Source organism: Phaeovulum sp. (assembly GCF_047638075.1).
In the GTDB taxonomy this organism is placed as follows: domain Bacteria; phylum Pseudomonadota; class Alphaproteobacteria; order Rhodobacterales; family Rhodobacteraceae; genus UBA6197.
Map to the genome: position 1 here is coordinate 1 of NZ_JBLJBV010000036.1, position 22,425 is coordinate 22,425.

Sequence of the window (22,425 nt, forward strand, 5' to 3'; positions counted from 1 at the left end):
GGCTGGCAAAGTATAACCAACTGATCCGCATCGAGGAATCGCTGGGCGAAACCGCCGAATACGCGGGCCATTCGATCCTGAGGGCCTGAGCTTTCGATTTTGATGGATCCACCCCGCCAGCGGCATGCGCCTTTGGCGGGGTTTTCAATGGCAGATCAGCGCCCCGTATTGGGCCGGCTGATCTGCCCACCCCCCACCTGCGCTGCGACCCCGGTGGTTGACGGCCCCGAGGTGGAAAGCCCCCGCGCCACCCGCACCGCCAGATAGGCGAATGCCTGCGCCTCAAGCATATCGCCGTTCAGGCCGATATCCTCGACCGGAGCCACGGGACAGGCCAGACGCGCCGACAGCATCGACATCAGCGTTTCATTCAGCCGCCCGCCACCCGTAACATAGACGGCTATGGGCGCATGGGGGAAATGCTCGGCCCCGCGTGCAACGGCGGCGGCGGCGGCGGCGGTCAACGTGGCGGCGGCATCAGCGTCTGAAAGCGGCGCTACGGCGGCAAGAAGGGTGTGAAAATCGTTCCGGTCCAGCGACTTGGGCGGGATCTTGTAAAAATAGGGGTGGGTCAGAAAACCCGCGATAATGCTTTCATCGACGCGCCCTTTTGCGGCCAGCGCCCCACCCTCATCAAAAGGCAGGCCGCGCCGTGCGCGGATCAGGTCATTGACCGGGGCATTGGCGGGGCCGGTATCAAAGGCCAGCACCGCGCCGGGTACCTCGGGGCCGGGTTGCGACGGGTCAACCCAGGTAACATTGCCCACGCCGCCAAGGTTGAGAAAGGCCACCGGAGCGCGCAGCCCCGCCCATTTCGCCGCCGCAAAGTGAAAATAGGGCGCAAGCGGCGCACCCTGCCCGCCCATTCGCACATCGGCTGAGCGGAAATCCCACACCACCGGACGGCCCAGAACCTCGGCCAGAACCGCGCCGGAACCGGCCTGATGGGTGCCCCGCCCAGCCGGATCATGCGCCAGCGTCTGGCCATGAAACCCGATCATATCCGCCTCGGGGAAATCGGCCAGCACTTCGGCGTGGACGGTTTCGATCAACTCGGCCACGGGTTCAACACCGGGATCCCCCTGCCAAAGCCCTAGCCCCGCGCGCAAGCAGGCGCGTTCCGCACCACTATAGGGACGGTAGGCATGGCGGCCAAATTCGGCAATGACCTCACCATCGGTATGCAGCAAAGCCGCATCTACCCCGTCAAGCGAGGTCCCCGACATCGCCCCCACTGCCCAGACCGGCCCGCGCTTCAACACACTCTTCCCCTTTATCCGCTGGCCCGATATACGCATGCGCATAATAAAGGAACAAGCACGATGACCTACCATGCAAAATCAGACTTCATGCGCGTGATGATCGAGCGCGGCTTTCTGGCCGATTGCACCGATTATCAGGCACTTGACGATGCGTTGCTGAAGGGCGTTGTGCCAACCTATATCGGTTATGACGCCACGGCAGCCAGCCTGCATGTGGGGCACCTTCTTAACATCATGATGCTGCGCTGGCTGCAAAAAACCGGCCATAAGCCGATTACCCTGATGGGCGGCGGCACCACCAAAGTGGGCGACCCATCGTTTCGCGCAGATGAACGCCCGCTGCTGACCCCGGCGCAGATCGACGCGAATATCGCCGGAATGCAGAAGGTATTTGCGCGCTACTTGCAGTATGGTGAGGGTGCAAACGATGCGCTCATGCTTAACAACGCCGAATGGCTGGACGGGCTGAACTACCTCGATTTTCTGCGCGACATCGGGCGGCACTTTTCCGTCAACCGGATGCTCAGCTTTGAATCGGTCAAGTCGCGGCTGGACCGGGAACAAAGCCTTTCTTTCCTTGAATTCAACTACATGATCCTGCAAGCCTATGATTTCCTTGAGCTGAACCGCCGCTATGGCTGTTTGCTGCAAATGGGCGGGTCGGATCAATGGGGCAATATCGTCAACGGGATCGACCTGACGCGCCGGGTGCTGGACCATGAAATCTACGGCCTTACCTCGCCGTTGCTGACCACATCGGACGGCAAGAAAATGGGCAAATCCCAGGGCGGCGCGGTCTGGCTGAATGGCGACATGCTTAGCCCCTATGACTTTTGGCAGTTCTGGCGCAATACCACCGACGCCGATGTTGGCCGGTTCCTGCGGCTATACACCGAATTGCCGCTGGAGGAATGCAACCGTCTGGGCGCACTGGCCGGATCAGAGATCAACGCCGCCAAAGTGATTCTTGCCAATGAGGTCACGACGCTTTTGCATGGGGCTGATGCCGCCGCCGCCGCCGAGGCCACGGCCCGCGAAGTGTTCGAAAAAGGCGGCGTCGGTGATGAGCTGGAGGTGATCACGCTTACGTCCTCACAGTTGGGTGCCGGGCTGGCCAGCCCGCATTTTCTGACCGCGACCGGCATCGTCGGTTCGGGCAAGGAAGCCAAGCGGCTGATCGCGGAAAACGGTCTGCGCTACAACAACGATCTGGTCACGGATGCGGCCACACTGGTTACGGCTGATCTGATCGGGGCGGGGCTGAAAGTCTCGGTCGGGAAGAAAAAGCACCGGCTGATCAAACTCGGCTAAGGCACCGCGACGATTGTGTCGGGGGACCGCGAAGGGCGCCTTTACCCCGTCAAATCGCGGTTCCCAGCCCCAAACGGGACCCGTCACTGAACCGCGACAGGCGAAACGGATAAAGATCATGCGCCGGGGGGCGCCCCAGGGTCAGCTCAGAAATGACCCCGGCCATGCCCGGCGCTATGCCAAAGCCATGGCCGCTCATCCCGGTGGCAATGATCAAACCGGGGATCGGCGCGTGATCCACCACGGGCAGCGCGTCGGGGGTGACGTCAATCATGCCAGCCCAGCTTTTGGCAATCTCTGGCCGGCCTATTTCAGGAAATGCCGCGGCAAAACGCGTTTGCAGGCGCGATATTTCAGACATATTCGGGCGGGGCGACAGGATCCGGCACCGCTCGAACGGGGAGATGTCGGTGGTGGACCAGCGCCGCGCGGTGCCCCAGCCGTCCGGATAGCCCTTTGGTGCGAGGGGGCGAAAATGCGTGCTCGACAGATCTGCCCGGATCTGCGGCAGAAAGGCGCGCAGATGACGGAACGCATCGGGGCCTATGAAGAACTCGTGAAATGACCATGGCGTCAGCGTATAGCCGCCATCCACGCGCCGCCGGATCGCAAAACGGTCATCCGCCGCCGCCGCTGAAAAGAACGCGGGCAAAGGCGCCGTCGCCGCAACGCTTGAGACCACGGCAAGCTGTGGAATGGACAGGCCATGCGCGCGCAAAAACAGCGAAGACCACGCCCCTGCGGCCAGTATCACCTGATCGCAGCGCACCCGCCCGGCCTCGGTGATCACCCCGGCCACCTGCCCCGTTGCAAGGTCAAGGCCGCGCACGGCGCAACCTTCGCGCAGGATGACGCCCGCATCGGCGGCAAGTCTGGCAAGGGTCGGAACGGTCACAAACGGCTCTGCCTGACCGTCCGAGGGGGTGTGCAGTCCCCCCACCCAGCTGGCCGCATTGGGCAACATCGCCTCAACCTCGCGCCGGGACAGAAGGCGGCTGTCAACCCCGTGCGCCCGTGCCGCCGTCAGCCAACGCTCATACCCCGCCATCCGCTCTTCCGAGGTGGCAAGATAGCTGATCCCGTTTTGCCGAAACCCGATTTGGGCGCGCAGACTATCTGACAGCGCCGTCCAGCGGCGCATTGCGTCCATCATGATCGGCAGCTCAGACAGATCGCGCCCCTGTTGGCGCACCCAGCCCCAGTTGCGGCCCGATTGTTCGCCCGCGAGGCGTCCCTTTTCGCAAATCAACACCCGCTTTCCGGCCCGCGCCAGCGACCAGGCGGTCATCACGCCAATGATACCGCCGCCAATAATGACCACATCCACCGCCTCGGGCAGCGGCCCGGCGAAGGTGGGGGGTATTGCAAGAGTGATGGGAAAGCCGTTCATCTTCACCTCAGAACCGCGACACGAGATAGGGTTTGGGATCAACCGGGGCCGGGGTGTCGCTGATACTGGCCGCCACCATCTGTGCGGTAATTGCCGCCAGCGTCAGGCCAATGTGACCGTGGCCAAAGGCATAGACCACATCGCCCCCCTGCGGCGACGGCCCGATAACGGGAAGCGAATCCGGGGTCGAGGGGCGAAAGCCCATCCATTCCGTTGCCGGGGCCGCATCGTGCAACGCGGGCAGCGCCCGGCGCGCCTGCGGCACCAGCGCGCGAATCCGGCGGTAATTGGGCGGCGCCTTCAGCCCGGCCAGCTCATCCCCGCTGACCAGACGGATACCCTCATCCATCGGTGAGAGCACCAGCGACAGCGCCGGAAACACCACAGGCCCGCGTAAAAGCCCAACCGTCTGCGGGCCAAAGCCGATATGATAGCCGCGTTCGGTATCAAGGCTGACCCGGTCACCCAACTGGCGCACAAACCGGGCCGACCATGCCCCAGCGGCCACCACTACCCGGTCAAACTGTTGCGCGCCCCCCTCAGTATGGAGCGTCACGCCACCGCCGTCGCGGCGCGCGATACCGCGCACGGTCTGGCGCAGATGCACCGCCCCCAGCCGCGCCGCCCCGTCAAAATACGCCTGCGCCAAGCCTTTGGGCGCGCTGACAAACCCGCTTTCGGGTTGGTGAAACCCGATCTGGCACAGGGCGGGGTCCAGGTTCGGCTCCAGATCTGTCACCGCCTTACGGTCAAGGATGGTGTAGCGCAGGCCGAACCGGTCCATCAGGCGGCGGTCCGGGGCGCTCGCGTCAAATTCCTGCTGCGTTGCATAGACCTTCAGCCAGCCCGCATCGGTTATCAGCCCGCCCGCGCCGCAGCTTGCCGCCAGCGCGCGGTGCGCGGTCAGCGCCTGCGCCACGATCGGGTGCAACGCAGCGGCGATGCGGTCCACCTCGGCCGGAAAGCCGGCCCGAAGAAACCGCATGAACCACGGCATGACCCGCAGCGAATGGCGCAGCCGCAACACCGCAGGCGACGACCGGTCCAGCAGATACGCAGGCAATGCGCGCAGCACCGCCGGGGTGGCGGTGGGCGTGACCGCGCCGGTCACAATCCCGCCCGCGTTCCCCGATGAGGTGCCCGCCCCCGGCGCATCGGGGTCAAACAGCGTCACCCGCTGCCCGCCCTGCGCCAGCGCCAGCGCCGTGGCACAGCCCACGATCCCCGCGCCGATCACCGCGACCGAATACCCGGCCCTATTCTTCACAGGCTTTTGCATGGCACCCTATCCGTCCCAAAACGCTGCGTTTCACCGTGATCAGTGTTGCAAAACCTTGCTTAGAAAATCCTGCGTGCGTTCGCTTTTTGGATTGGTGAAGAAAGTTTCTGGCGGTGCCATTTCAACAATCGCACCCTGATCCATAAAGATTACCCTGTCGGCCACCTTGCGCGCAAAACCCATCTCATGGGTGACCACCATCATCGTCATGCCTTCACGCGCCAAGGATACCATGACATCCAGCACCTCATTGATCATTTCGGGGTCCAGCGCCGAGGTGGGTTCGTCAAACAGCATGATCTTGGGCTGCATGCACAGCGACCGGGCAATCGCCACGCGCTGTTGCTGCCCGCCCGACAGCTGATGCGGGTAATTGCCCATCTTGTCGCCCAGACCCACCTTTTGCAGCAGCGCGCGGCCACGCTCATCAGCCGCCGCTTTCGACAGTTTGCGCACATGGATAGGCGCCAGCGTCACGTTTTCAAGCGCGGTTTTATGCGGGTAAAGGTTGAATTGCTGGAATACGAAACCAACCTCCATCCGCAGATCGCGCAGCCGGGATTCGTTGCCGCCCAAGGCCGTACCATCCACCACAAGCGCACCTTTTTGAAACGGTTCCAACCCGTTCACACAGCGGATCAGCGTGCTTTTGCCTGACCCCGACGGGCCGCAAACCACGACAACCTCACCCGCCGCGACGTTCAGGCTGATGTCACGCAGCACATGCAGGCTGCCGAACCATTTGTTGACGTTGGAAAATTCGATCATGTGACAGGTTCCTCGGTACCGCCGTGACGGCGCAGTGCGTTAGGGATGGGCGGGTTACAGGGCAGTGGCCTGGGCTTTGCGCTCCATCCGGCGCGACAGGTAGATCAGCGGATAGCAGATCACGAAATACGACAGACCAACGATGCCAAACACCAAAAGCCCGTTCGGCACAGTCTGCACGATCATCCAGCCCGACCGCGTCAGATCCAACAGCCCGATTGCCGAAACAACCGATGAATCCTTGATCAGCAGCACGAACTGCCCCACCAGCGACGGCGTCACGATCCGCACCGCCTGCGGCAAGATCACATGGCGCAACTGCTGAATACGCGTCAGACCCGAGGCGGCGGCGGCCTCGGATTGGCCCAGCGGCACCGCCTTGATCCCCGAGGCAACGATTTCCCCGATAAAGCAGGCAGCAACATTGGATAGCGCCACCACGCCTGAGGCAAAGGCGCTCAGCTCGAGCCCGAATTCGGGCAGGATGAAAAAGACGATAAACACCTGAAGCAAAAATGGCGTGCCCCGGAAAAAATCGACATAAAGCCCGACAATCTGCGCCAGTGGCCGGTTACGCCCCGCCCGGATGATGCCAAAGACAAACCCCAGCGCCACCCCGATCAGCAGCGACAGCACCGACAGCGACACCGTCATGCCAATGCCCTTCAAGAGCACCGGCCAGAAATTCAACACGCGATCAAGTTGCATCCAGAACATGCTCGCCCCCTATGCCCGGCCCGGAAGGCGGTTTTGGTAGGCCCATATGCCCGCCAGCGTTTTCAGCAGATAATAAAGCACCAGATAGGCCAGCGCAGTGGCAACCAGCCCCTCGACCGGCAGGAAATGGTCAATCGCAATCCGCTGTCCGGCGCGGGTCAACTCGACCACCGAAATCAGCGACAACAGCGAGGAATCCTTTACCAGCACGATCGCCTGCCCGATCATCGGTGACACCGTCGGCCGCAGCGCCTGCGGCAGGATGATCAGCCGCATCCGTTGCAGATAGCTCATCCCGGTGCTGACCCCGGCCTCGACCTGCCCGCGCGGGATCGACAAGATCCCCGAGCGGATGATCTCAGCCATATAGGCGCCCGAGTTCAGCGCCAGTGCGACGATACCAATGGCCATTTCCGGCATCACGATGCCAAGGCGCGGCAGGCCGAAATAAAGGAAATATAGCTGCGCGAGCAGCGGCGTTGCACGGATTGCGTCAACATAGGCAACAGCGGGCGCGCGCAGCCAGCGCAGCGGCTGAATGCTTAGCGCGCAGGCCAGAACCCCGATGACCATCGCCCCGGCAAACCCCGCTGCCGACAGCATCAGCGTTGCCAGAAAGCCCTGCCAGATATCGGGCAGATACTCCAACATCACGCGTGTATTTAAAGAGGTAAACATATCTGGCCGTTATAACCCTTGTTCAGGCGCGGGCGGGTCTTGCAGGTGCCCTTTGCCCCCGCAAGACCGATGGCGCAAGCCTAGTGTTCGTCTTGCCACTTGGCTGAATTCACCCAATAGTTCAGGTTCTCGTCAAGGCGACCATCCAGGGTGGTGGTGTCGATGAACAGGTTGACCCAGGTCATCAGATCCAGTGAATCGTAGCGCACGGCATAGGCCAGCGGCTCTTTCGTCAGCATGTCGGGGAAAATGGTAAAGGTGCCCGGCTCATACGAGGCCGATTGCGCGGCCACGGCAGAGCTGTCGTTCAGGCCGCAATTCGCGCGCCCCGTGGCGACCGCATCCAAAAGCAGCGTGCCGCCCCCCTTGAAGGATTTGATTTCCGCGTCCGGAAAAATTGTCGGCGCCAGTTTTTCACCCGTTGAGCCCAGCAAAACCGCAATAGTGGCGCCCGGCGCCTTGCAATCCTCGACCGTCTTGAAATCGCTGTCGCCTTTGCTGAATGCAACCGCGCCGATATACATGAACGGCTTGGTAAAGGCGACCTTGGTTGCACGCGACAGGGTTGGCGTCATGTCAGCGGCCAGAATGTCGGCCTTGCCCGACAGCAGCGCCGGCAGCAAACCGTCCCAGTCAAAATCAAGATAGACGATCTTGACGCCCATTTCCTTGGCCATAAGGGTGGTCAGGTCAATCGCGCTACCGGTCCGGTTGGCGTTCTTGTCCATGAACGAAAACGGCGGGCCTTGGGTCTGCACGGCCACGCGCAGCTCGCCGCGCTGAAGAATATCCTCCAGCGTTCCCGCCTCAACAGCGGTCGCAACCCCCACCTGCGTCATGACGGCCAGCATCGCCGTCAGTGCAAACGCATTCAACTTTGTCATCTCTCTCTCCCTTTGGAACACGAGTCCGGGCTAACCCCGGCTTTCGCTCATCTTTGTGGCCGCCCCTATTCCCGGCCCGGTCCAGCGGCAACCGTGTCACCGCCGATATCGTCATCCCAGACGCCTTTCGGCAGGCTGAGCCATTTATTGTGCGTCTTCATCACCACAAAGGTTTCGCTGCCCCGGATCATGCCCGGTGCGGCCAGCCCCGGCAACAGTTCACTTGTAACGCGGTAAAGCGCCTCCATATCCCCCTCGAACAGAACTTCGGCAATGATATCATAGCGCCCCGTCACGATACTGACCGATGTAACAAAGGGCAGGTCGGACATTTTCCTGGCAATCTCATCCAGGGTCCCCTGGCCGTTTGCATGAATACCGACGATCGCGCAGATCAGTTCCGGCCGCTCTGCGACATTCACGAGGCCGACGATTTTGACCAGATTGCGCTCGACAAGGGATTTCAGCCGCGCCCGCACGGTTGGCGGGCTAAGATCCAGCCGCGCGGCAAGCCCGGCCGGCCCCTCGCGCCCGTCTTGCGACAAAAGCTTTGCAAGCCGCCTGTCAACACGGTCCAGTAGCGCGCGCACCCTGCCCCCCGCAGCATCGGTTCAGATTATAACACTGGGAAGGATGGCGTAACTGAAAGAATTTGTCAAAATTAATTTCCATATGGAAAAACAAAAGCCAGAACACTTTCTGATTCGCCTAATCCGAGGCCAGACGTAACGCAGGCCCCGCCGCGGGCGGCTCTGACAGGGGGTAAACAGGTTTGGTCGGCACGATCCTGAGCGCGCGCAGCGCATTCAAGATAACAGCCACATCAATCACCTCTTGCAGCAATGCCCCCTGAACAGGGGTCAGATACCCCAGCGCGGCCGCGACCATCCCCGCAGCCGAAAGCCCGATCCCCGCGATCACGCTTTCCACCGCAATCCGGCGTGATCTACGCGCAATTTCCAGACCCGGCAAAAGCCGGTCCAGCCGGTCGACCAGCAGCACGACATCGGCCGCCTCGGCGGATGCCGCCGCACCGCGGGCGCCCATTGCCACGCCAACATCGGCAGCAGCCAGGGCGGGCGCGTCATTGACACCGTCACCAACCATCATCACCGGGCCGGTCTTGCGTTCGGCCAACACCAAAGCCACCTTTTGATCGGGGCCAAGATCGGCGTGAATACCGTCAAGATCCAAGCCTTCGGTCACCACCTCGGCTACGTCCCGGCGGTCGCCCGTCGCCAACAAAATTCGCCCCATACCCTGCTTGCGCAGGCCCGCCAACAGCTCTGCCGTGCCTGCCCGCAGCTCATCCGCCATTACCAGACTGCCCGCAAACCTGCCATCCAGCGCAAGGGCGACACGCACCGCCCCCGCATCACCGTGCCAGCCGCCCTGATCCACGGCGCCAGTTTGTGCTGTCACAAAATCGGCGCCACCCACGCGGACATCGCGCCCCCCCACGCGCCCCGACACGCCCTCTCCAGGGGCCTCGACTACCTGTTCGGGTACCGGCAAAACCATCCCTCGCACTTGCGCAGCCGTAACGATCGCTTGGGCAACCGGATGTTTTGAGGCCTGATCCAGGGCTGCGGCATAAAACAGAATGTCACCTTCGGACCAACCTGCCTGCGCCGTTATCGACACGATATGCGGGCGCCCGTCCGTCAGGGTGCCGGTCTTGTCCAGAACCAGCGTCCGGATCCGGGCCAGCGCCTCAAGCGGCTTGGCCCCCTTGATCAGCACCCCGAAATGCGCCGCCCGCGACAGCCCCGCAACCAGTGCCACCGGCACCGCCAGGATCAGCGGGCACGGCGTGGCGACAACCAAAACCGCCACCGCGCGGATCGGATCGCCGGTAAACCACCACGCACCACTGGCCAACACCACCGTAACAGCCAGGAATACCAGCGAATAGCGGTCAGCCAGCCGGGCCATCGGCGCCTTTGATTTCTGCGCCGCCTCGACCAGCCGGACGATCCCCGCATAGGTGCTGTCCGCCGCGCGACGGCTGGCACGCAGATCGAACGCCTCGCCCGCGTTGGTTGACCCGCTCATCACGTCTTGGCCCTGCATCAGGCGGGCAGGCATGGATTCGCCCGTCAGTGCGGACTGATCCAGCACCGCACTGCCGTTCTCAACCGTCCCGTCGACCGGGGCCACATCCCCCTGCCGGATCAGCAGCAGATCACCCGGCGCGATATCATCCAGCGGCACCTCCTCCAGCGCGCCGTTTTGGTGCCGCGTTGCGGTGCGGGGCACGCGAGACAAAAGATCGCTCATCTCACGCCGGGCCCGGCCCTCGGCAAAGCTTTCCAGAAAGGTGCCGCCCGAATACATCAGCGCCACCACAGCCGCCGCCAACGTTTCGCCAAAAAACAGCGCCGCCGACATCGAAAGCGCCGCCACGATGTCCAGCCCCACCTCGCCCCGCCACAGGCTGCGGACAATCTCAACCAAAAGCGCGGCCAAAACCGGGATGACGGCGGCCGACCATGCCGCGCTGGCCAGTCCGGGCAAGACAGCAACCCGCAAAACCAGCCCGGCAACCAGCCCGACAAGCGCGACCGCCACCAGCGCAATATTCAGCCGATCGTGAAACGAAGATGACATTCGGCACCGCCCCCTTACTTGTCAGCCAACACATCCCCGGACAGAGGGCCAACCGCCCCGCCCCCTTGTGGGCACAATTTCGGGCCAACCAACCAATGAATACTGCAACAATCAACACTCTAGGCGGGGATTGCGGCCCCGCCAAGCTACATTCCGCGCGCAAATCCCTCACCAGCGCAGAAGAACCAATGCCCCCGATCAGCCACAAGACCGGGACAGTTGTTCCACGCCGCCAGCCAGCTGAAGCAAAACCGCCTCATTTGGGAAAAATCCCGGTGTAGTGCTTGAAACCGGCGTTTCCGGCGCGTTATTTGCGCCCAAAACGAGGGCGACGCCCCCGATGCACAGCCTCAGTTAAAAAGGTCATATTTCAATGCAGCTTGCCAATCTTGCCCCGGTGCCGGAACTTTATGTTTCATACGAATCCTCTCAGAAACTAAAGGCAGAGGCGGGCGATCTGCCGTCCTGGGATCTGACCCAGCGCCAGATTTGCGATTTGGAATTGCTGATGAACGGCGGCTTTTTTCCGCTTAAAGGGTTCATGTCCGAGGCTGACTATGACGGCGTCGTCAACGATATGCGGCTGGCCGATGGCGCGCTGTGGCCCATGCCGATCACGCTGGATGTATCCGAGAAATTTGCCGAAACCATCACCCCGGGCAGCGATATTGCGCTGCGCGATCAGGAAGGCGTGATCCTGGCCATCCTGTCCGTCACCGACAAATGGGAGCCGAACAAATCGCACGAGGCCGAAAAGGTTTTTGGCGCGGACGATCTGGCCCACCCTACCGTGAATTATCTGCACAATACCGCGGGCAAAATCTATCTGGGCGGCCCCATCACCGGTATCCAGCAACCGGTTCATTACGATTTCAAGGCGCGCCGCGATACGCCAAACGAACTGCGCGCCTATTTCCGCAAGATGGGCTGGCGCAAGGTCGTTGCCTTTCAGACCCGCAACCCGCTGCACCGCGCCCATCAGGAACTGACATTCCGCGCTGCCAAAGAGGCGCAGGCAAACCTGCTGATCCACCCGGCCGTCGGGATGACAAAACCGGGCGACGTGGATCATTTTACCCGGGTGCGCTGCTATGAGGCGGTGTTGGACCAATACCCGTCATCGACCACGACGATGAGCCTTTTGAATCTGGCGATGCGCATGGGGGGCCCGCGCGAGGCCGTCTGGCATGGGCTGATCCGCAAGAACCATGGCGTAACCCACTTTATCGTCGGCCGCGACCATGCCGGCCCCGGCAAAAACAGCCAGGGCGAAAATTTCTATGGCCCCTATGATGCCCAGGCGCTGTTCAAAAAGCACGAGGCAGAAATTGGGGTGACCATGGTTGACTTTAAGCACATGGTATATGTGCAGGAAAAAGCACAGTATTTTCCGTCCAACGAAGTGCCGGAAGATTGCACCATCCTCGATATTTCCGGCACCGAGCTACGCCGCCGGCTGCGCGAAGGGCTTGAGATTCCCGAATGGTTCAGCTTTCCGCAGGTGGTTGAGGAACTGCGGCGCACCAAACCCGCACGTTCAAAACAAGGGTTTACGGTGTTTTTCACCGGGCTTTCCGGCTCTGGCAAATCCACCATCGCCAATGCGCTGATGGTCAAGCTGATGGAGATGGGCGGGCGCCCGGTCACATTGCTGGATGGCGATGTGGTCCGTAAACACCTGTCGTCCGAGCTGGGATTCAGCAAGGAACACCGCGACATCAACATCAAACGTATCGGCTATGTCGCGTCTGAGATCACCAAGAACGGCGGCATAGCCCTTTGCGCCCCGATCGCCCCCTACACTGCCACCAGACGCGCCGTGCGCGAGATGATCGAATCCTTTGGTGCCTTTATCGAGGTGCACGTTGCCACCTCACTAGAAGAGTGTGAACGCCGTGACCGCAAGGGGCTGTACAAGCTTGCCCGTGAAGGTAAAATCAAGGAATTCACGGGGATTTCAGACCCTTACGAGGCGCCAACGGCGGCTGAACTGGTGGTCGATACGGAAAATGTCAGCGTTGACCACTGTGCCCATCAGGTCATTTTGAAACTGGAATCGCTGGGGTTGATCCGCGGCTGACAGGACCCAGCGGCAAGACGTCAGAACAAAATTCCGCCGAACGCCGCCCTACTGCCGGGCGGCGTTTTCGTATCCATGACCCGAGGGCGCCCAACCATAGGCGGCAGGGCCGCGCACCGTCAGGGCGCCCCCCTCATCCGCGCGCCATAGCTTTGCCGAAACGGCCATGACGCAAGGCGCGCACGACTGCCCCCCCCCCCGCCAACGGCTGCTATAGCACGTTGGGCAGCGGATGCCCTTCTGCGAGGGCGATCAGGTTGGCAACGGCCATCAGGCCCATCGCATCGCGGACCTCTTCGCAGGCGGTGCCCAGATGCGGCAGCAGGGTGACATTCTCAAGCGAACGAAGCGCCTCGGGCACCAGCGGTTCTCGCTCATAGACATCAAGGCCCGCACCGGCAATTTTGCGCGTCGAAAGTGCTGCGATCAGCGCAGCCTCATCCACCACATCGCCCCGTGCGATGTTGATCAAATGCGCGTGGGGGCCCATCTGCGCCAGTTCATTCGCGCCGATCAGGTGCCGGGTTTCTGGCCCGCCCGGCACGGCAATGACCACGAAATCGGCCCCCAACGCATCGGCCAGTGTCCCCTGCCGCGCGGGCATGTCCAGGGTGCCAAGGGGCGAGCGGTTGTAAAACACCACCTCCATGCCAAAGCCAAAATGGCCACGCCGCGCAATCGCCTGACCGATCCGCCCCATACCGATAATGCCCAACCGCTTGCCCGTAACATGCTGGCCCAGCATCTGCGTGGGTTGCCAGCCGGTCCAGGCACCGGCGCGCAGCAACCGCTCGCCTTCGCTGGCGCGCCGCGCGCTCATCAGAATCAGGGTCAGGGCAATGTCGGCGGTGGCATCGGTCACGGCACCGGGGGTATTGCTGACGGCAACCCCGGCGGCGCGGGCGGCAGCCACGTCGATGTGGTTATACCCCACGCCGAAATTGGCCAGTAGCCGCGCCCGGATTGGCCCCTGAAAGGCGGCTGCGCCAAAGGCATCGCCCAGCGTCGGCAATATTGCGTCATAGTCAGCCAGCGCCGCACGCGCCGCGGCCAATGTCAGCGGCGCCGAGTCATCGCGCAGCACCACGTCAAACCGGGCGTTCAGCGCGGCTTCAACCTTGGCGGTCTGCCGCCGTGTCACCAATACCCGCATCAAAACAGCCTCCCGCCCAAAGGTACGTCCTGCTCTGGCGCGATCAGTACCACCTCGCCGGTCGCGTCCGGCACGCCCAGAGTCAACACCTCGCTCATGACCTTGCCGATCTGACGTGGCGGAAAGTTGACTACCGCCAACACCTGCCGCCCGACCAGATCTTGGCAGCGGTAATGCGTGGTGATCTGTGCCGATGACCGTTTTTCGCCAATTTCGGGGCCAAAATCAATCCATAGCTTGTAGGCGGGTTTGCGCGCCTCGGGGAATGGTTCGGCGCGGGTGATGCATCCGACGCGGATATCGACCTTCTGGAAATCATCAAAGGTAATGGTCATTTGCCCAGTTCCCGCCCGCGATCTGCCGCCGCCTTCACCGCGCGCCGCAACAGCGCCGAAAAGCCCGTCGCAGGGTCCATCAACACGGCCAGGGCCGCCGCAGTGGTTCCCCCCGGCGAGGTCACGTTGACACGCAGCTGGGCGGGGGTTTCATCGCTGGCTTCGGCCAACGCCCCCGCACCGGCGACAGTGGCGCGGGCCAATTGCAGCGCCAGCGCGGGTGAAAGCCCCTGATCTTCGCCTGCCGCAGCCAGCGTTTCAATCAAATGGAACACATAGGCCGGACCGGACCCAGAAACGGCGGTGACGGCATCCATTTGATGCTCGCCCTCCAGCCGCACGACCTGCCCGACGGCTGATAAAAGCCCCTCGGCCAGCGCAAGATCAGCCTCTGTGGCGACGGTATTGCCGCAAATGGCCGTGATACCACGCCCTATTGCTGCAGGCGTATTGGGCATCGCGCGCACGAGCGGCGTCGCCGCCCCCAAAACCGCCTCATAGGTGGCTATCGTCGTGCCGGCCGCCACGGCCACAAACAAGGTGTCGCCCCCCCCCATTGCCGCAATAGCGGGCAATGCGGCCCCCATCATCTGCGGCTTGACCGCCACCAGCACTACTGCGGGCGATGCGGGTAGGGACGCGTTCACATGCACCCCCTGCACCAAAAGCCACTCGGAGGGGTTTGGATCAATCACCCAGACCGAGGCGGGCGAAAGCCCCCGCCCCAGCCAGCCCGACAGCATCGCAGAGCCCATCTTGCCGCAACCCAGAAGCACCAGCCCGCGCGCTGAAATATCATGAAAGTCCATGCCATCCCCTTTCGTTAGGAAAGAAGATTAGGCGCGACCGTAGGCCTCGGCAATGGCAACCTGCATTGCAGACTCGGGCGACTCATTCCCCCAGCAGGTCAGCTGAAACGCCGGATAGAACCGCTCGGCCGCCTGCACCGCCGCGCTGATAAGCCGGTCAATCTGCTCGGGGCAGGCCATTTGACCCCCCGACAGCACCAGCCCATAGCGCCAGACCATCAGCCGCTGTTCGGGCCAATAGGTAAACGCCCCGGTCCAGACCTGATCGTTGGCGCGGTTCAACAGATCGTAAAGCGCGGGCAGACGGTCGCTTGGCGGGTCCATCTCGAAGGTGGAGATCAGCCGCAGCGTTTCATCCTGCGCCGACCACGCCAATGTCAGCGAATAGGTCCGCCACTGCCCCTCAAGCGCCATGGCGATCTGGTCATCCGCAACCCGGTCAAAGTCCCATTCGTGATGCGCGGCAAGCGTTTCGACAACGTCGATTGGATGCAGATCATCAGAGTAGAGGAAATCCTCACTTAGCGCCATGTCTGCTCTCCTGCTTGTCTTGGCCCCTTGGGGTGGGGTCCAAGGCTAGATGTAACCACAAGGATCGGCGGCTGTTCACCTATCCATAACTATATATGGTGGGCACATTGGCGGGCACTGTAAAGGGAATACTCCGCCTTTTCTGCGGCCAAGGCGCAGAAAGCTGGGGAAAACTCTGCCAGATGGCGCCTTATGACAGGTTTGCGGGGTAGCAAGGGGGGATGGGGGTGCTTGCGCCGCCCTGAAAACGGGGGGCTATTGTCAGGCCTTATCATCCGACTTTAGGGCCGCGATGATCATTGCCCCGATCGCCAGGCCCGAAATGACAAGCGCAGCCGCAGATCGACGCCGTAACAGGCGGGGCAGCGCCGCCAAAACCGCCACAGTCGCTTTGCGACGGGCTTCAGACTGGTCAATCGCAGCGCGCACGCGTTGTAATCGCGTGCGCCGTTTCAGCACCGCCAGCAGGACAAAAGCCACGATGATGATCACCAGCGCCACGATGAACAGCGCCGTCGCCATACCCCAAAGCGGCGCCAGCACCGTGACAAGCCCCGCAATGCACACCACCCATGCCGTAAGGGCCAGCAATGCGACCATCGCCAGAATCGCCGCATTGCCGACTGCATCACGAAGGCGATTTGAAACACCTTGGGACAGTGATGTTAAAATGTCGTTTATCGGGTTTCGCATTTCAAGGCTCAGTCGTGGTTACGCCGCACCAGCATCGCAATCACCAGCCCAAGGCCCAGCGCCCCCAAGAACCACTGAAGGGGGTTTTCTTGAACATTGGCCTTCATGTTCTTTTCCAATTTCGCCACCTGCTTGCTTAATTTTTTCACGGCGCGGCGCGATTCGGTCAACATTTCTTCCGTAAAATCGCTGGCGTCGATTTGCAAACCATCTGCGCGTGCCTTTCCGTATTTACCCAAGGTCTTGGTCAGCGCGGCAATGTCCTTGCGGATGTCGGCCATATCGGCCCGGATTTCTTCTTCATAGGCAGAAAAGTCTGCTTGTGTGTCAGGTTTGGATTCTGCTCCAGCGGTCGCCATGTCCATTCTCCTCTTGGTTTGCCTATCCAACGCATCAGGGGGCAACTGGTTCCACCCTGCCCAAACTAAAGGCTATCATCTTGCAAGTGAGGCCACATTGATACCTGTCAATAACATATCGGCCACAAAGGCCCATAATGACCCCGGCCCCCGGACATGGCAGCCGCATCCTGAAATTTGCGTACAATAACATGGTAACCAAATGAACAAACAATCACAGGCCGAGGTTATCGCCTTCCTGTCGGAAAAGATGAACTTACCGGGGCACGAACCCGTTGACGTTATTCACACCCATGGCGCGGTCATATTTTTAAGCGGCACCAATGCGTACAAGATCAAGCGTGACGTGCGGTATGATTATCTGGATTTTTCGACATTGCAAAAACGCCACGACGTGCTGTTGCGAGAGTTGGAGCTGAACGCGCCCGCTGCCCCCCTTATCTATCGTGACGTGATTGCCGTGACGCGTGACGATTCGGGCCAACTACAGCTTTCCGGCGCCGGCAAAGTGGTGGAATGGGTGCTTTGGATGCGCCGCTTTGATGCCGCCGACGAGTTGGAGAATGTGGCCGCGCGGGGCGCGATTGATGATCCAATGGCCGCATCGCTGGGCAAGATCATCGCACAGTATCACAGCACGGCGATGCCCCGCACAAAGATTTCCGGGTCAGATCTGATCAGCGCCATTCTGGACGAATTGAGCACCGCCTTTGCGACCATGACAGAGGATCTGGGGTCTGATCAGGTTGCGAAGTATCGACTGGCCGCTGATCACGCATTTCGCACTATCCGCGCCACCCTGGATACCCGCGGCAAGAATGGCCATGTGCGGCGCTGTCACGGCGATCTTCATTTGCGCAACATCGTGCTGATTGACGGGGTGCCAACCCTGTTTGATGCGCTGGAATTTGATGAAACGCTGGGTACCTGCGATGTGCTTTATGATCTGGCATTCTTGTTGATGGATCTGCACCGCAAGGGGCTGGAAAGGGCCTCCAACATCGTGCTGAACAGCTATCTGTCAAAGACTGCGGGCAAGGATCATCTTGCAGATCTGGCCGTCTTGCCATTGTTCCAAAGCGTTCGTGCCGCAATTCGGGCAATGGTCGCGGTGCAAACGGCACATTTCACCCCTGACAACGCCGCGCTTTTACGCGAAGCGCGCAGCCATCTGAAAAGCGCGCTGGCCTATCTTGCCCCTGCCCCCCCACAATTGGTCGCGGTTGGTGGGCTTTCCGGCACGGGCAAGACGGTGCTGGCCGCGGCGTTGGCCCCATTGATCGGTGCGGCACCGGGGGCGGTGCATCTGCGCAGCGACCTTGAACGCAAGGCCCTGTTTGGCAAGGCGCCCCTTACCCGCTTGCCACAATCGGCCTACGAAGCCGGGACAAACAGGCGTGTTTACGACATCATGCGCAGCAAGGCACATGACATTCTTTCCGGCGGGCATAGCGTGATCCTGGACGCCACCTGGCTGAATGAGGATGAACGCGCAACCCTGCCCGCACTGGCCAAACAGGTTGGCGCCCAATTTATCGGCCTATGGCTGACGGCAGACACTGAACTGCTGCAAAGGCGGGTCAAGGCCCGCCGCAAAGATGCCTCTGATGCCGATGCAGCCGTCGTCTTGCAACAAAGCACAGAGGTGGCCCTTCCGGCCGCATGGCAGCAGATCGACGCCTCTGGCGGGGTTGGCGATACCTGTCATAAGGCGCAGCGTATCTTGGCCCGGATTTCACGACCCAAGGCTTGAACACGCATCCCATCGCCAACCGCAGGTCGAAACCATCCGCGCGGGGGGCGGTCTTTGGCACCGATCATCTTTGAAAGACATAGGTGCCCGGCGCATCGGTCAGAGGGCTGGTTTGGCCTGTTACGGTGCCCATGGGTGGCGGATTTCGTGATCCCCCGCCATGATGACGCAGCCAGATCGCCAGCTCTGGCCACCAAGAGCCCGCCATGACGGGCGTCTTTACGCGCCAATCTTCGGGCATCTCATGCCGGGCCTTATCTGGCGCCGCTGCAATTTGATAAAGCGCCCCATCTTTTTCGGGATCGCTTACAATCCCGTCGATATGCCCGCCGGATGTCAGCACAAAGGTAAGATCGGCATTTGTCAGCAGATGCAACTTGTAGACGGATTGCCATGGCGCCACATAGTCATCAAAGGCCAGAACGCAGAACATCGGAACAGAGATGTCACTGATTTTGACCGCCGTGCCCCCCACCTCATAACGGCCCTGCGCCAATTCGTTATCAAGAACGATGTGGCGCAGATATTCACTTTGCATCCGGTACGGCAAGCGGGTCGCATCGGCGCTCCACGCGGCAAGGTCAGTCATCGAATGGCGTCTGCCCATCAGATAATCGCTGACATACTGGGGCCAAATGGAATCTCGCGATTGTAAGATCTTGAACGCGTCAACCATCTGCTTGGTGTCCAGATACCCCTGACCCGACATCAGATGCTCAAGAAAAGTGACGTTGTGTTCATTGATCAAAAGCTGAGATTCACCCGGATCCTCAAAATCCGTCTGAGTAGCAAAAAGCGTCATTGTCTTTAGGCGCTGATCCTTGTCGCGCGCCATCTGCGCCGCCTTGGCAGACAAAAGCGTACCGCCAAGACAGTAACCAACGGCATGAACCTGCGTGTCGGGCATGATCGCGCCAATGGCGTCCAGCGCCTGACCAACTGCATCAAGGTAATCGCTCAACCCCAGATCACGATCCGCCGTATCAGGGTTGCGCCAAGAGATCATGAAAACCGTAAAACCGTTCCTGACCAAAAAACGCACCAGCGAATTTTCAGGGGACAGGTCGAGAATATAATATTTCATGATCCATGCCGGCACGATCATGATCGGCTCGGCGGCGACGCTATCGGTTTGCGGGGCGTATTGGATCAGTTCCAGAAGATGCGTGCGAAAGACCACCTTGCCCGGCGTCACGGCCACATCGCGGCCCGGCATGTAATTCTCGGCCCCGATCGGGGGTTCGCCCGAAATCTCGCGTTGCCAATCCTCAAGCAGGTATTGCGCGCCACGGATCAGGTTGCCCCCCCCTTCCCGCATCGTTTGGGCAATCACCTCGGGATTGGTCCAAAGCCCGTTCGACGGTGACACCATGTCAAGCATCTGCCGCGCCACCAAGGATACAATCCTGTCATCGCGGCGTGGCATCCCGTCTGGATTATTGGTGGCCTCATGCCACCACCGCTGCGTCAGCCGAAAATTTCGTTGGATCAGATCAAAGGGCCAGTGTTGCCATTCGGGGGCATCGAACCGGTCATCATGCTTTGGCGGCAAAATCGCCCGATCTGGCGGCGCCTGCGGATGCGGCTGACCCAACGCCACCGCGTGACGCGCCATTTTTTCCAAAAGCCACCTTTGCTTTTCCGGTGAACTGGCCAAACGCATCCACCAATTCAGAAAGCTGGACGAAAGCCCATCAGCCGCCGCCCCCATCGTGACCCGCGCAAGATACGCCCTGATCGCGTGCCCCAGTCTTTCCGCATCGGGGTAATCCGGCATGCCCCAACTCGGGCGCGGATCCGTATCCGGCGAAACAGGATCGGGCGGCGAATCAGAGCCGTGTTTTTCAACGAAAGGGGTGGCGGTTTTTTCCATCGTCTTTTGCAGGCGCTGGATCGGCACGACCCTATCGGGTGGTGCTTGCTTTTTCTTTCCAGCCGAGGACATCGGTTTTTCCAATCATCTTTCAGTTGCTTGCGTTTGGCCAGCCAAGGACGGATCATGGATTTTCGGCCTGGATAAGACATCCTCACCACGATGCAGCCTGAGAATTTCGGTCGTTTTCCGTGTCTTTTCCCGGCACCGATACGCTTTGTTAATAAGATACCGCCAATTTCAATCTAACGGGGCATTATAATCTTAAAGAGGGATGGCGGATCGACGCACCAGCAATAAACCGCCCCAATTCCTGCCCCTTCGCAGCCATGATGCAATCTGCGGATTTTCAGATCGGCTGAACAGGTCGGCTCTTGCGGGTCCTGGCCACCCAAGGGGTAAGATGATCAGGCTTTTCGGCGGGTCAGTCGTTTGCGCCCGCTCTGGTTCTGCGTCATGCTGCGGTTACGGATCCAAAACGCCACCCTACCGCAGTTACAGGCCCCTCCAGATGACCTCCTCCACGTTGTCGCCACAAATGTTGCTCGCTGGCTATTCGCAGGGCGTTTTTCCCATGGCCATGTCGTGTGACGACGATCAGCTTTATTGGTTCGACCCAAAATTACGCGGCATTATCCCGTTGGAGGGCTTTCACATCTCGCGCTCCCTCGCCCGAAAAATTCGACGCGCAGCCTTTACGATCCGGACCGATACGGCATTCGACGCCGTTGTACGCGCCTGCGCGGAGCGGGAAGAAACCTGGATCAACACCCCATTGAAGGCGCTTTACGCCACTCTACACGCGGCCGGTTTTGCCCATTCGCTGGAGGTTTGGGAAAATGGCACGCTGGTTGGCGGGGTCTTTGGCATCGCAGTGGGGGGGGCCTTTTTTGGCGAGAGCATGTTTTCACGCCGCGTCGATGCATCAAAGATCGCGCTGGCCTATCTGGTGGATCGGTTGCAACAGGCCGGGTTTATCCTGTTTGACACACAATACCTTACCCCTCATCTGGCCAGTCTGGGCGGGGTTGAGGTCACACGGGCCGAGTATCATAAGCGCCTGGTTACAGCCTTGAGGCAGGATGCGGATTTCACCCGACCTGCCCTGCCGGCCCCTCATTCGCTTTTGCAGCGGATGACCCAAACATCGTAGCGTTGATGATCAAGCGCAGAAAGCGCAGGGCTATCCGCGATCATCCAACCGGAAAAAATCTCGGCGTTCTGCGCACTATCAAAGATGGTCAGTCGCGCAAAGGCATTGGACGAAGGATCCTCTGCGGGGAATCGACATTCGTTCAGCGTGACCTGCAATTGACCAAACGCGAGGGTCTGGCCGACGGACAATTCCAGATCGACCGCGGTTCCCGCAATCTTGTCCAATCCGCGCAGTAACGCACCCCCTGCTTCTGCCATGCCTTGCGCCTCGGCGGTTCCCGCCAATGCGAGCACCATCAACGCCGCACGGAGTATCATTTCGGTGCCTCTGCGGCAGGTGCGGCTGCGGGGCCATCGACAAATTTCATCATCAGGGAAATCACACTGACTGCACCTTGCGTATCCTCAATCTCATCCCCGGCAGCAAGGTTTTCAAAACTTCCCCCCGGTTGCAGTTCAATGAATGCGCCCCCCAACAGCCCCTCTGACGACACGAGAATGGCCGAGTCTTGCGGCAAAACAACGTTCTTTTTGATGGATACCGTCGCATCGGCAAAAAATGTCTGGGGGTTAAGCGAAAGCGACGTGACGGTTCCAACCTTGACCCCGGCAAGCCTGACATCGGTGCCAATCGTGACCCCCTCAACGGATCGAAAAGAGGCACGCAATTCATAGCTGTCAGCCTCGCGGCCAAGCCCAACGCCCTGACCCACCCACACCAGAAAACCCAGCGCGACCGCCAGAACGGCGGCCCCTGCCAGCACTTCTGTTGGGCTTTCACTCAT

At 60.8% G+C, this 22,425-nt stretch carries 23 protein-coding genes; 5 read left to right on the forward strand and 18 right to left on the reverse strand.

All coding sequences use genetic code 11. The features are described from left to right. The coding region (locus tag ACM62R_RS05245; protein ID WP_415183076.1) for a hypothetical protein at positions 1–89 on the forward strand (89 nt) is incomplete at its 5' end. A 66-nt stretch (positions 90–155) separates the two neighbouring features. Here ACM62R_RS05245 and ACM62R_RS05250 read toward each other — a convergent pair. Next, entirely contained in the window at positions 156–1,262 is a 1,107-nt protein-coding gene (locus ACM62R_RS05250; RefSeq protein WP_415183009.1) for an anhydro-N-acetylmuramic acid kinase, read from the reverse strand. A gap of 60 nt (positions 1,263–1,322) precedes the next feature. Here ACM62R_RS05250 and tyrS point away from each other — a divergent pair, with 60 nt between their 5' ends. Then, positions 1,323–2,573 carry a tyrosine--tRNA ligase gene (gene tyrS, locus ACM62R_RS05255; RefSeq protein ID WP_415183010.1) on the forward strand — a complete coding sequence of 417 codons (1,251 nt, stop codon included), beginning with the start codon at positions 1,323–1,325 and terminating at the stop codon, positions 2,571–2,573. A gap of 49 nt (positions 2,574–2,622) precedes the next feature. On the opposite strand, the gene ACM62R_RS05260 is transcribed toward tyrS, so the two are convergent. From ACM62R_RS05260 to ACM62R_RS05295, 8 genes are all read right to left on the reverse strand, one after another. Beyond that, positions 2,623–3,963 carry an NAD(P)/FAD-dependent oxidoreductase gene (locus tag ACM62R_RS05260; RefSeq protein ID WP_415183011.1) on the reverse strand — a complete coding sequence of 447 codons (1,341 nt, stop codon included), beginning with the start codon at positions 3,961–3,963 and terminating at the stop codon, positions 2,623–2,625. Between the two features lie 7 nt (positions 3,964–3,970). Further along, entirely contained in the window at positions 3,971–5,242 is a 1,272-nt protein-coding gene (locus tag ACM62R_RS05265; RefSeq protein WP_415183012.1) for an NAD(P)/FAD-dependent oxidoreductase, read from the reverse strand. A gap of 39 nt (positions 5,243–5,281) precedes the next feature. Further along, positions 5,282–6,010 (reverse strand): amino acid ABC transporter ATP-binding protein, encoded by a 729-nt coding sequence (locus ACM62R_RS05270; RefSeq protein WP_415183013.1) that lies wholly within the window; start codon positions 6,008–6,010, stop codon positions 5,282–5,284. A 54-nt stretch (positions 6,011–6,064) separates the two neighbouring features. After that, complete coding sequence (locus tag ACM62R_RS05275) at positions 6,065–6,718, reverse strand: amino acid ABC transporter permease (RefSeq protein ID WP_415183014.1); 654 nt, start codon at positions 6,716–6,718, stop codon at positions 6,065–6,067. A gap of 18 nt (positions 6,719–6,736) precedes the next feature. Next, positions 6,737–7,378 (reverse strand): amino acid ABC transporter permease, encoded by a 642-nt coding sequence (locus ACM62R_RS05280; protein WP_415183015.1) that lies wholly within the window; start codon positions 7,376–7,378, stop codon positions 6,737–6,739. Between the two features lie 107 nt (positions 7,379–7,485). Beyond that, entirely contained in the window at positions 7,486–8,289 is an 804-nt protein-coding gene (locus tag ACM62R_RS05285; protein ID WP_415183016.1) for an ABC transporter substrate-binding protein, read from the reverse strand. A 65-nt stretch (positions 8,290–8,354) separates the two neighbouring features. Further along, positions 8,355–8,879: an Lrp/AsnC family transcriptional regulator gene (locus ACM62R_RS05290; RefSeq protein WP_415183017.1), complete on the reverse strand. Its 525-nt coding sequence runs from the start codon at positions 8,877–8,879 to the stop codon at positions 8,355–8,357. Between the two features lie 118 nt (positions 8,880–8,997). Further along, the gene (locus ACM62R_RS05295) at positions 8,998–10,899 is read right to left on the reverse strand and encodes a heavy metal translocating P-type ATPase (protein WP_415183018.1); all 1,902 of its coding nucleotides are present in this window, start codon (positions 10,897–10,899) and stop codon (positions 8,998–9,000) included. A gap of 373 nt (positions 10,900–11,272) precedes the next feature. Between ACM62R_RS05295 and ACM62R_RS05300 the strand changes: the two genes are divergently transcribed. Beyond that, entirely contained in the window at positions 11,273–12,979 is a 1,707-nt protein-coding gene (locus ACM62R_RS05300) for a bifunctional sulfate adenylyltransferase/adenylylsulfate kinase (protein ID WP_415183019.1), read from the forward strand. 211 nt (positions 12,980–13,190) lie between these two features. Here ACM62R_RS05300 and ACM62R_RS05305 read toward each other — a convergent pair whose 3' ends face one another. The 6 genes from ACM62R_RS05305 to ACM62R_RS05330 form a co-directional block, all read right to left on the reverse strand. Then, positions 13,191–14,132, reverse strand: coding sequence for a 2-hydroxyacid dehydrogenase (locus tag ACM62R_RS05305; RefSeq protein ID WP_415183020.1), 942 nt, complete (start codon positions 14,130–14,132; stop codon positions 13,191–13,193). Then, positions 14,132–14,467: a tRNA-binding protein gene (locus ACM62R_RS05310; protein ID WP_415183021.1), complete on the reverse strand. Its 336-nt coding sequence runs from the start codon at positions 14,465–14,467 to the stop codon at positions 14,132–14,134. Before ACM62R_RS05310 ends, ACM62R_RS05305 begins: the two co-directional genes overlap by 1 nt. Next, the gene (gene proC, locus ACM62R_RS05315; RefSeq protein WP_415183022.1) at positions 14,464–15,276 is read right to left on the reverse strand and encodes a pyrroline-5-carboxylate reductase; all 813 of its coding nucleotides are present in this window, start codon (positions 15,274–15,276) and stop codon (positions 14,464–14,466) included. The genes ACM62R_RS05310 and proC overlap by 4 nt, the downstream gene beginning before the upstream one ends. A 27-nt stretch (positions 15,277–15,303) precedes the next feature. Then, a complete protein-coding gene (locus ACM62R_RS05320; protein WP_415183023.1) occupies positions 15,304–15,807 on the reverse strand; it encodes a YbjN domain-containing protein in 504 nt (167 codons plus the stop codon). Between the two features lie 261 nt (positions 15,808–16,068). Further along, on the reverse strand, positions 16,069–16,500 hold the full coding sequence (locus ACM62R_RS05325) for a hypothetical protein (protein WP_415183024.1): 432 nt from the start codon (positions 16,498–16,500) through the stop codon (positions 16,069–16,071). Between the two features lie 8 nt (positions 16,501–16,508). Then, positions 16,509–16,859 (reverse strand): DUF883 family protein, encoded by a 351-nt coding sequence (locus ACM62R_RS05330; RefSeq protein WP_415183025.1) that lies wholly within the window; start codon positions 16,857–16,859, stop codon positions 16,509–16,511. Positions 16,860–17,061: 202 nt separating this feature from the next. Between ACM62R_RS05330 and ACM62R_RS05335 the strand changes: the two genes are divergently transcribed. Then, the gene (locus ACM62R_RS05335; RefSeq protein ID WP_415183026.1) at positions 17,062–18,612 is read left to right on the forward strand and encodes an AAA family ATPase; all 1,551 of its coding nucleotides are present in this window, start codon (positions 17,062–17,064) and stop codon (positions 18,610–18,612) included. A gap of 64 nt (positions 18,613–18,676) precedes the next feature. Here ACM62R_RS05335 and ACM62R_RS05340 read toward each other — a convergent pair whose 3' ends face one another. After that, a complete protein-coding gene (locus ACM62R_RS05340; RefSeq protein WP_415183027.1) occupies positions 18,677–20,557 on the reverse strand; it encodes a PHA/PHB synthase family protein in 1,881 nt (626 codons plus the stop codon). A gap of 439 nt (positions 20,558–20,996) precedes the next feature. On the opposite strand from ACM62R_RS05340, the gene aat reads away from it, so the two are divergent. Continuing rightward, the gene (aat, locus tag ACM62R_RS05345) at positions 20,997–21,638 is read left to right on the forward strand and encodes a leucyl/phenylalanyl-tRNA--protein transferase (RefSeq protein WP_415183028.1); all 642 of its coding nucleotides are present in this window, start codon (positions 20,997–20,999) and stop codon (positions 21,636–21,638) included. Here aat and ACM62R_RS05350 read toward each other — a convergent pair. Next, positions 21,602–21,958, reverse strand: coding sequence for a DUF2155 domain-containing protein (locus ACM62R_RS05350; RefSeq protein ID WP_415183029.1), 357 nt, complete (start codon positions 21,956–21,958; stop codon positions 21,602–21,604). The genes aat and ACM62R_RS05350 overlap by 37 nt on opposite strands. Further along, positions 21,955–22,425 carry an outer membrane lipid asymmetry maintenance protein MlaD gene (gene mlaD, locus ACM62R_RS05355; protein WP_415183030.1) on the reverse strand — a complete coding sequence of 157 codons (471 nt, stop codon included), beginning with the start codon at positions 22,423–22,425 and terminating at the stop codon, positions 21,955–21,957. Before mlaD ends, ACM62R_RS05350 begins: the two co-directional genes overlap by 4 nt.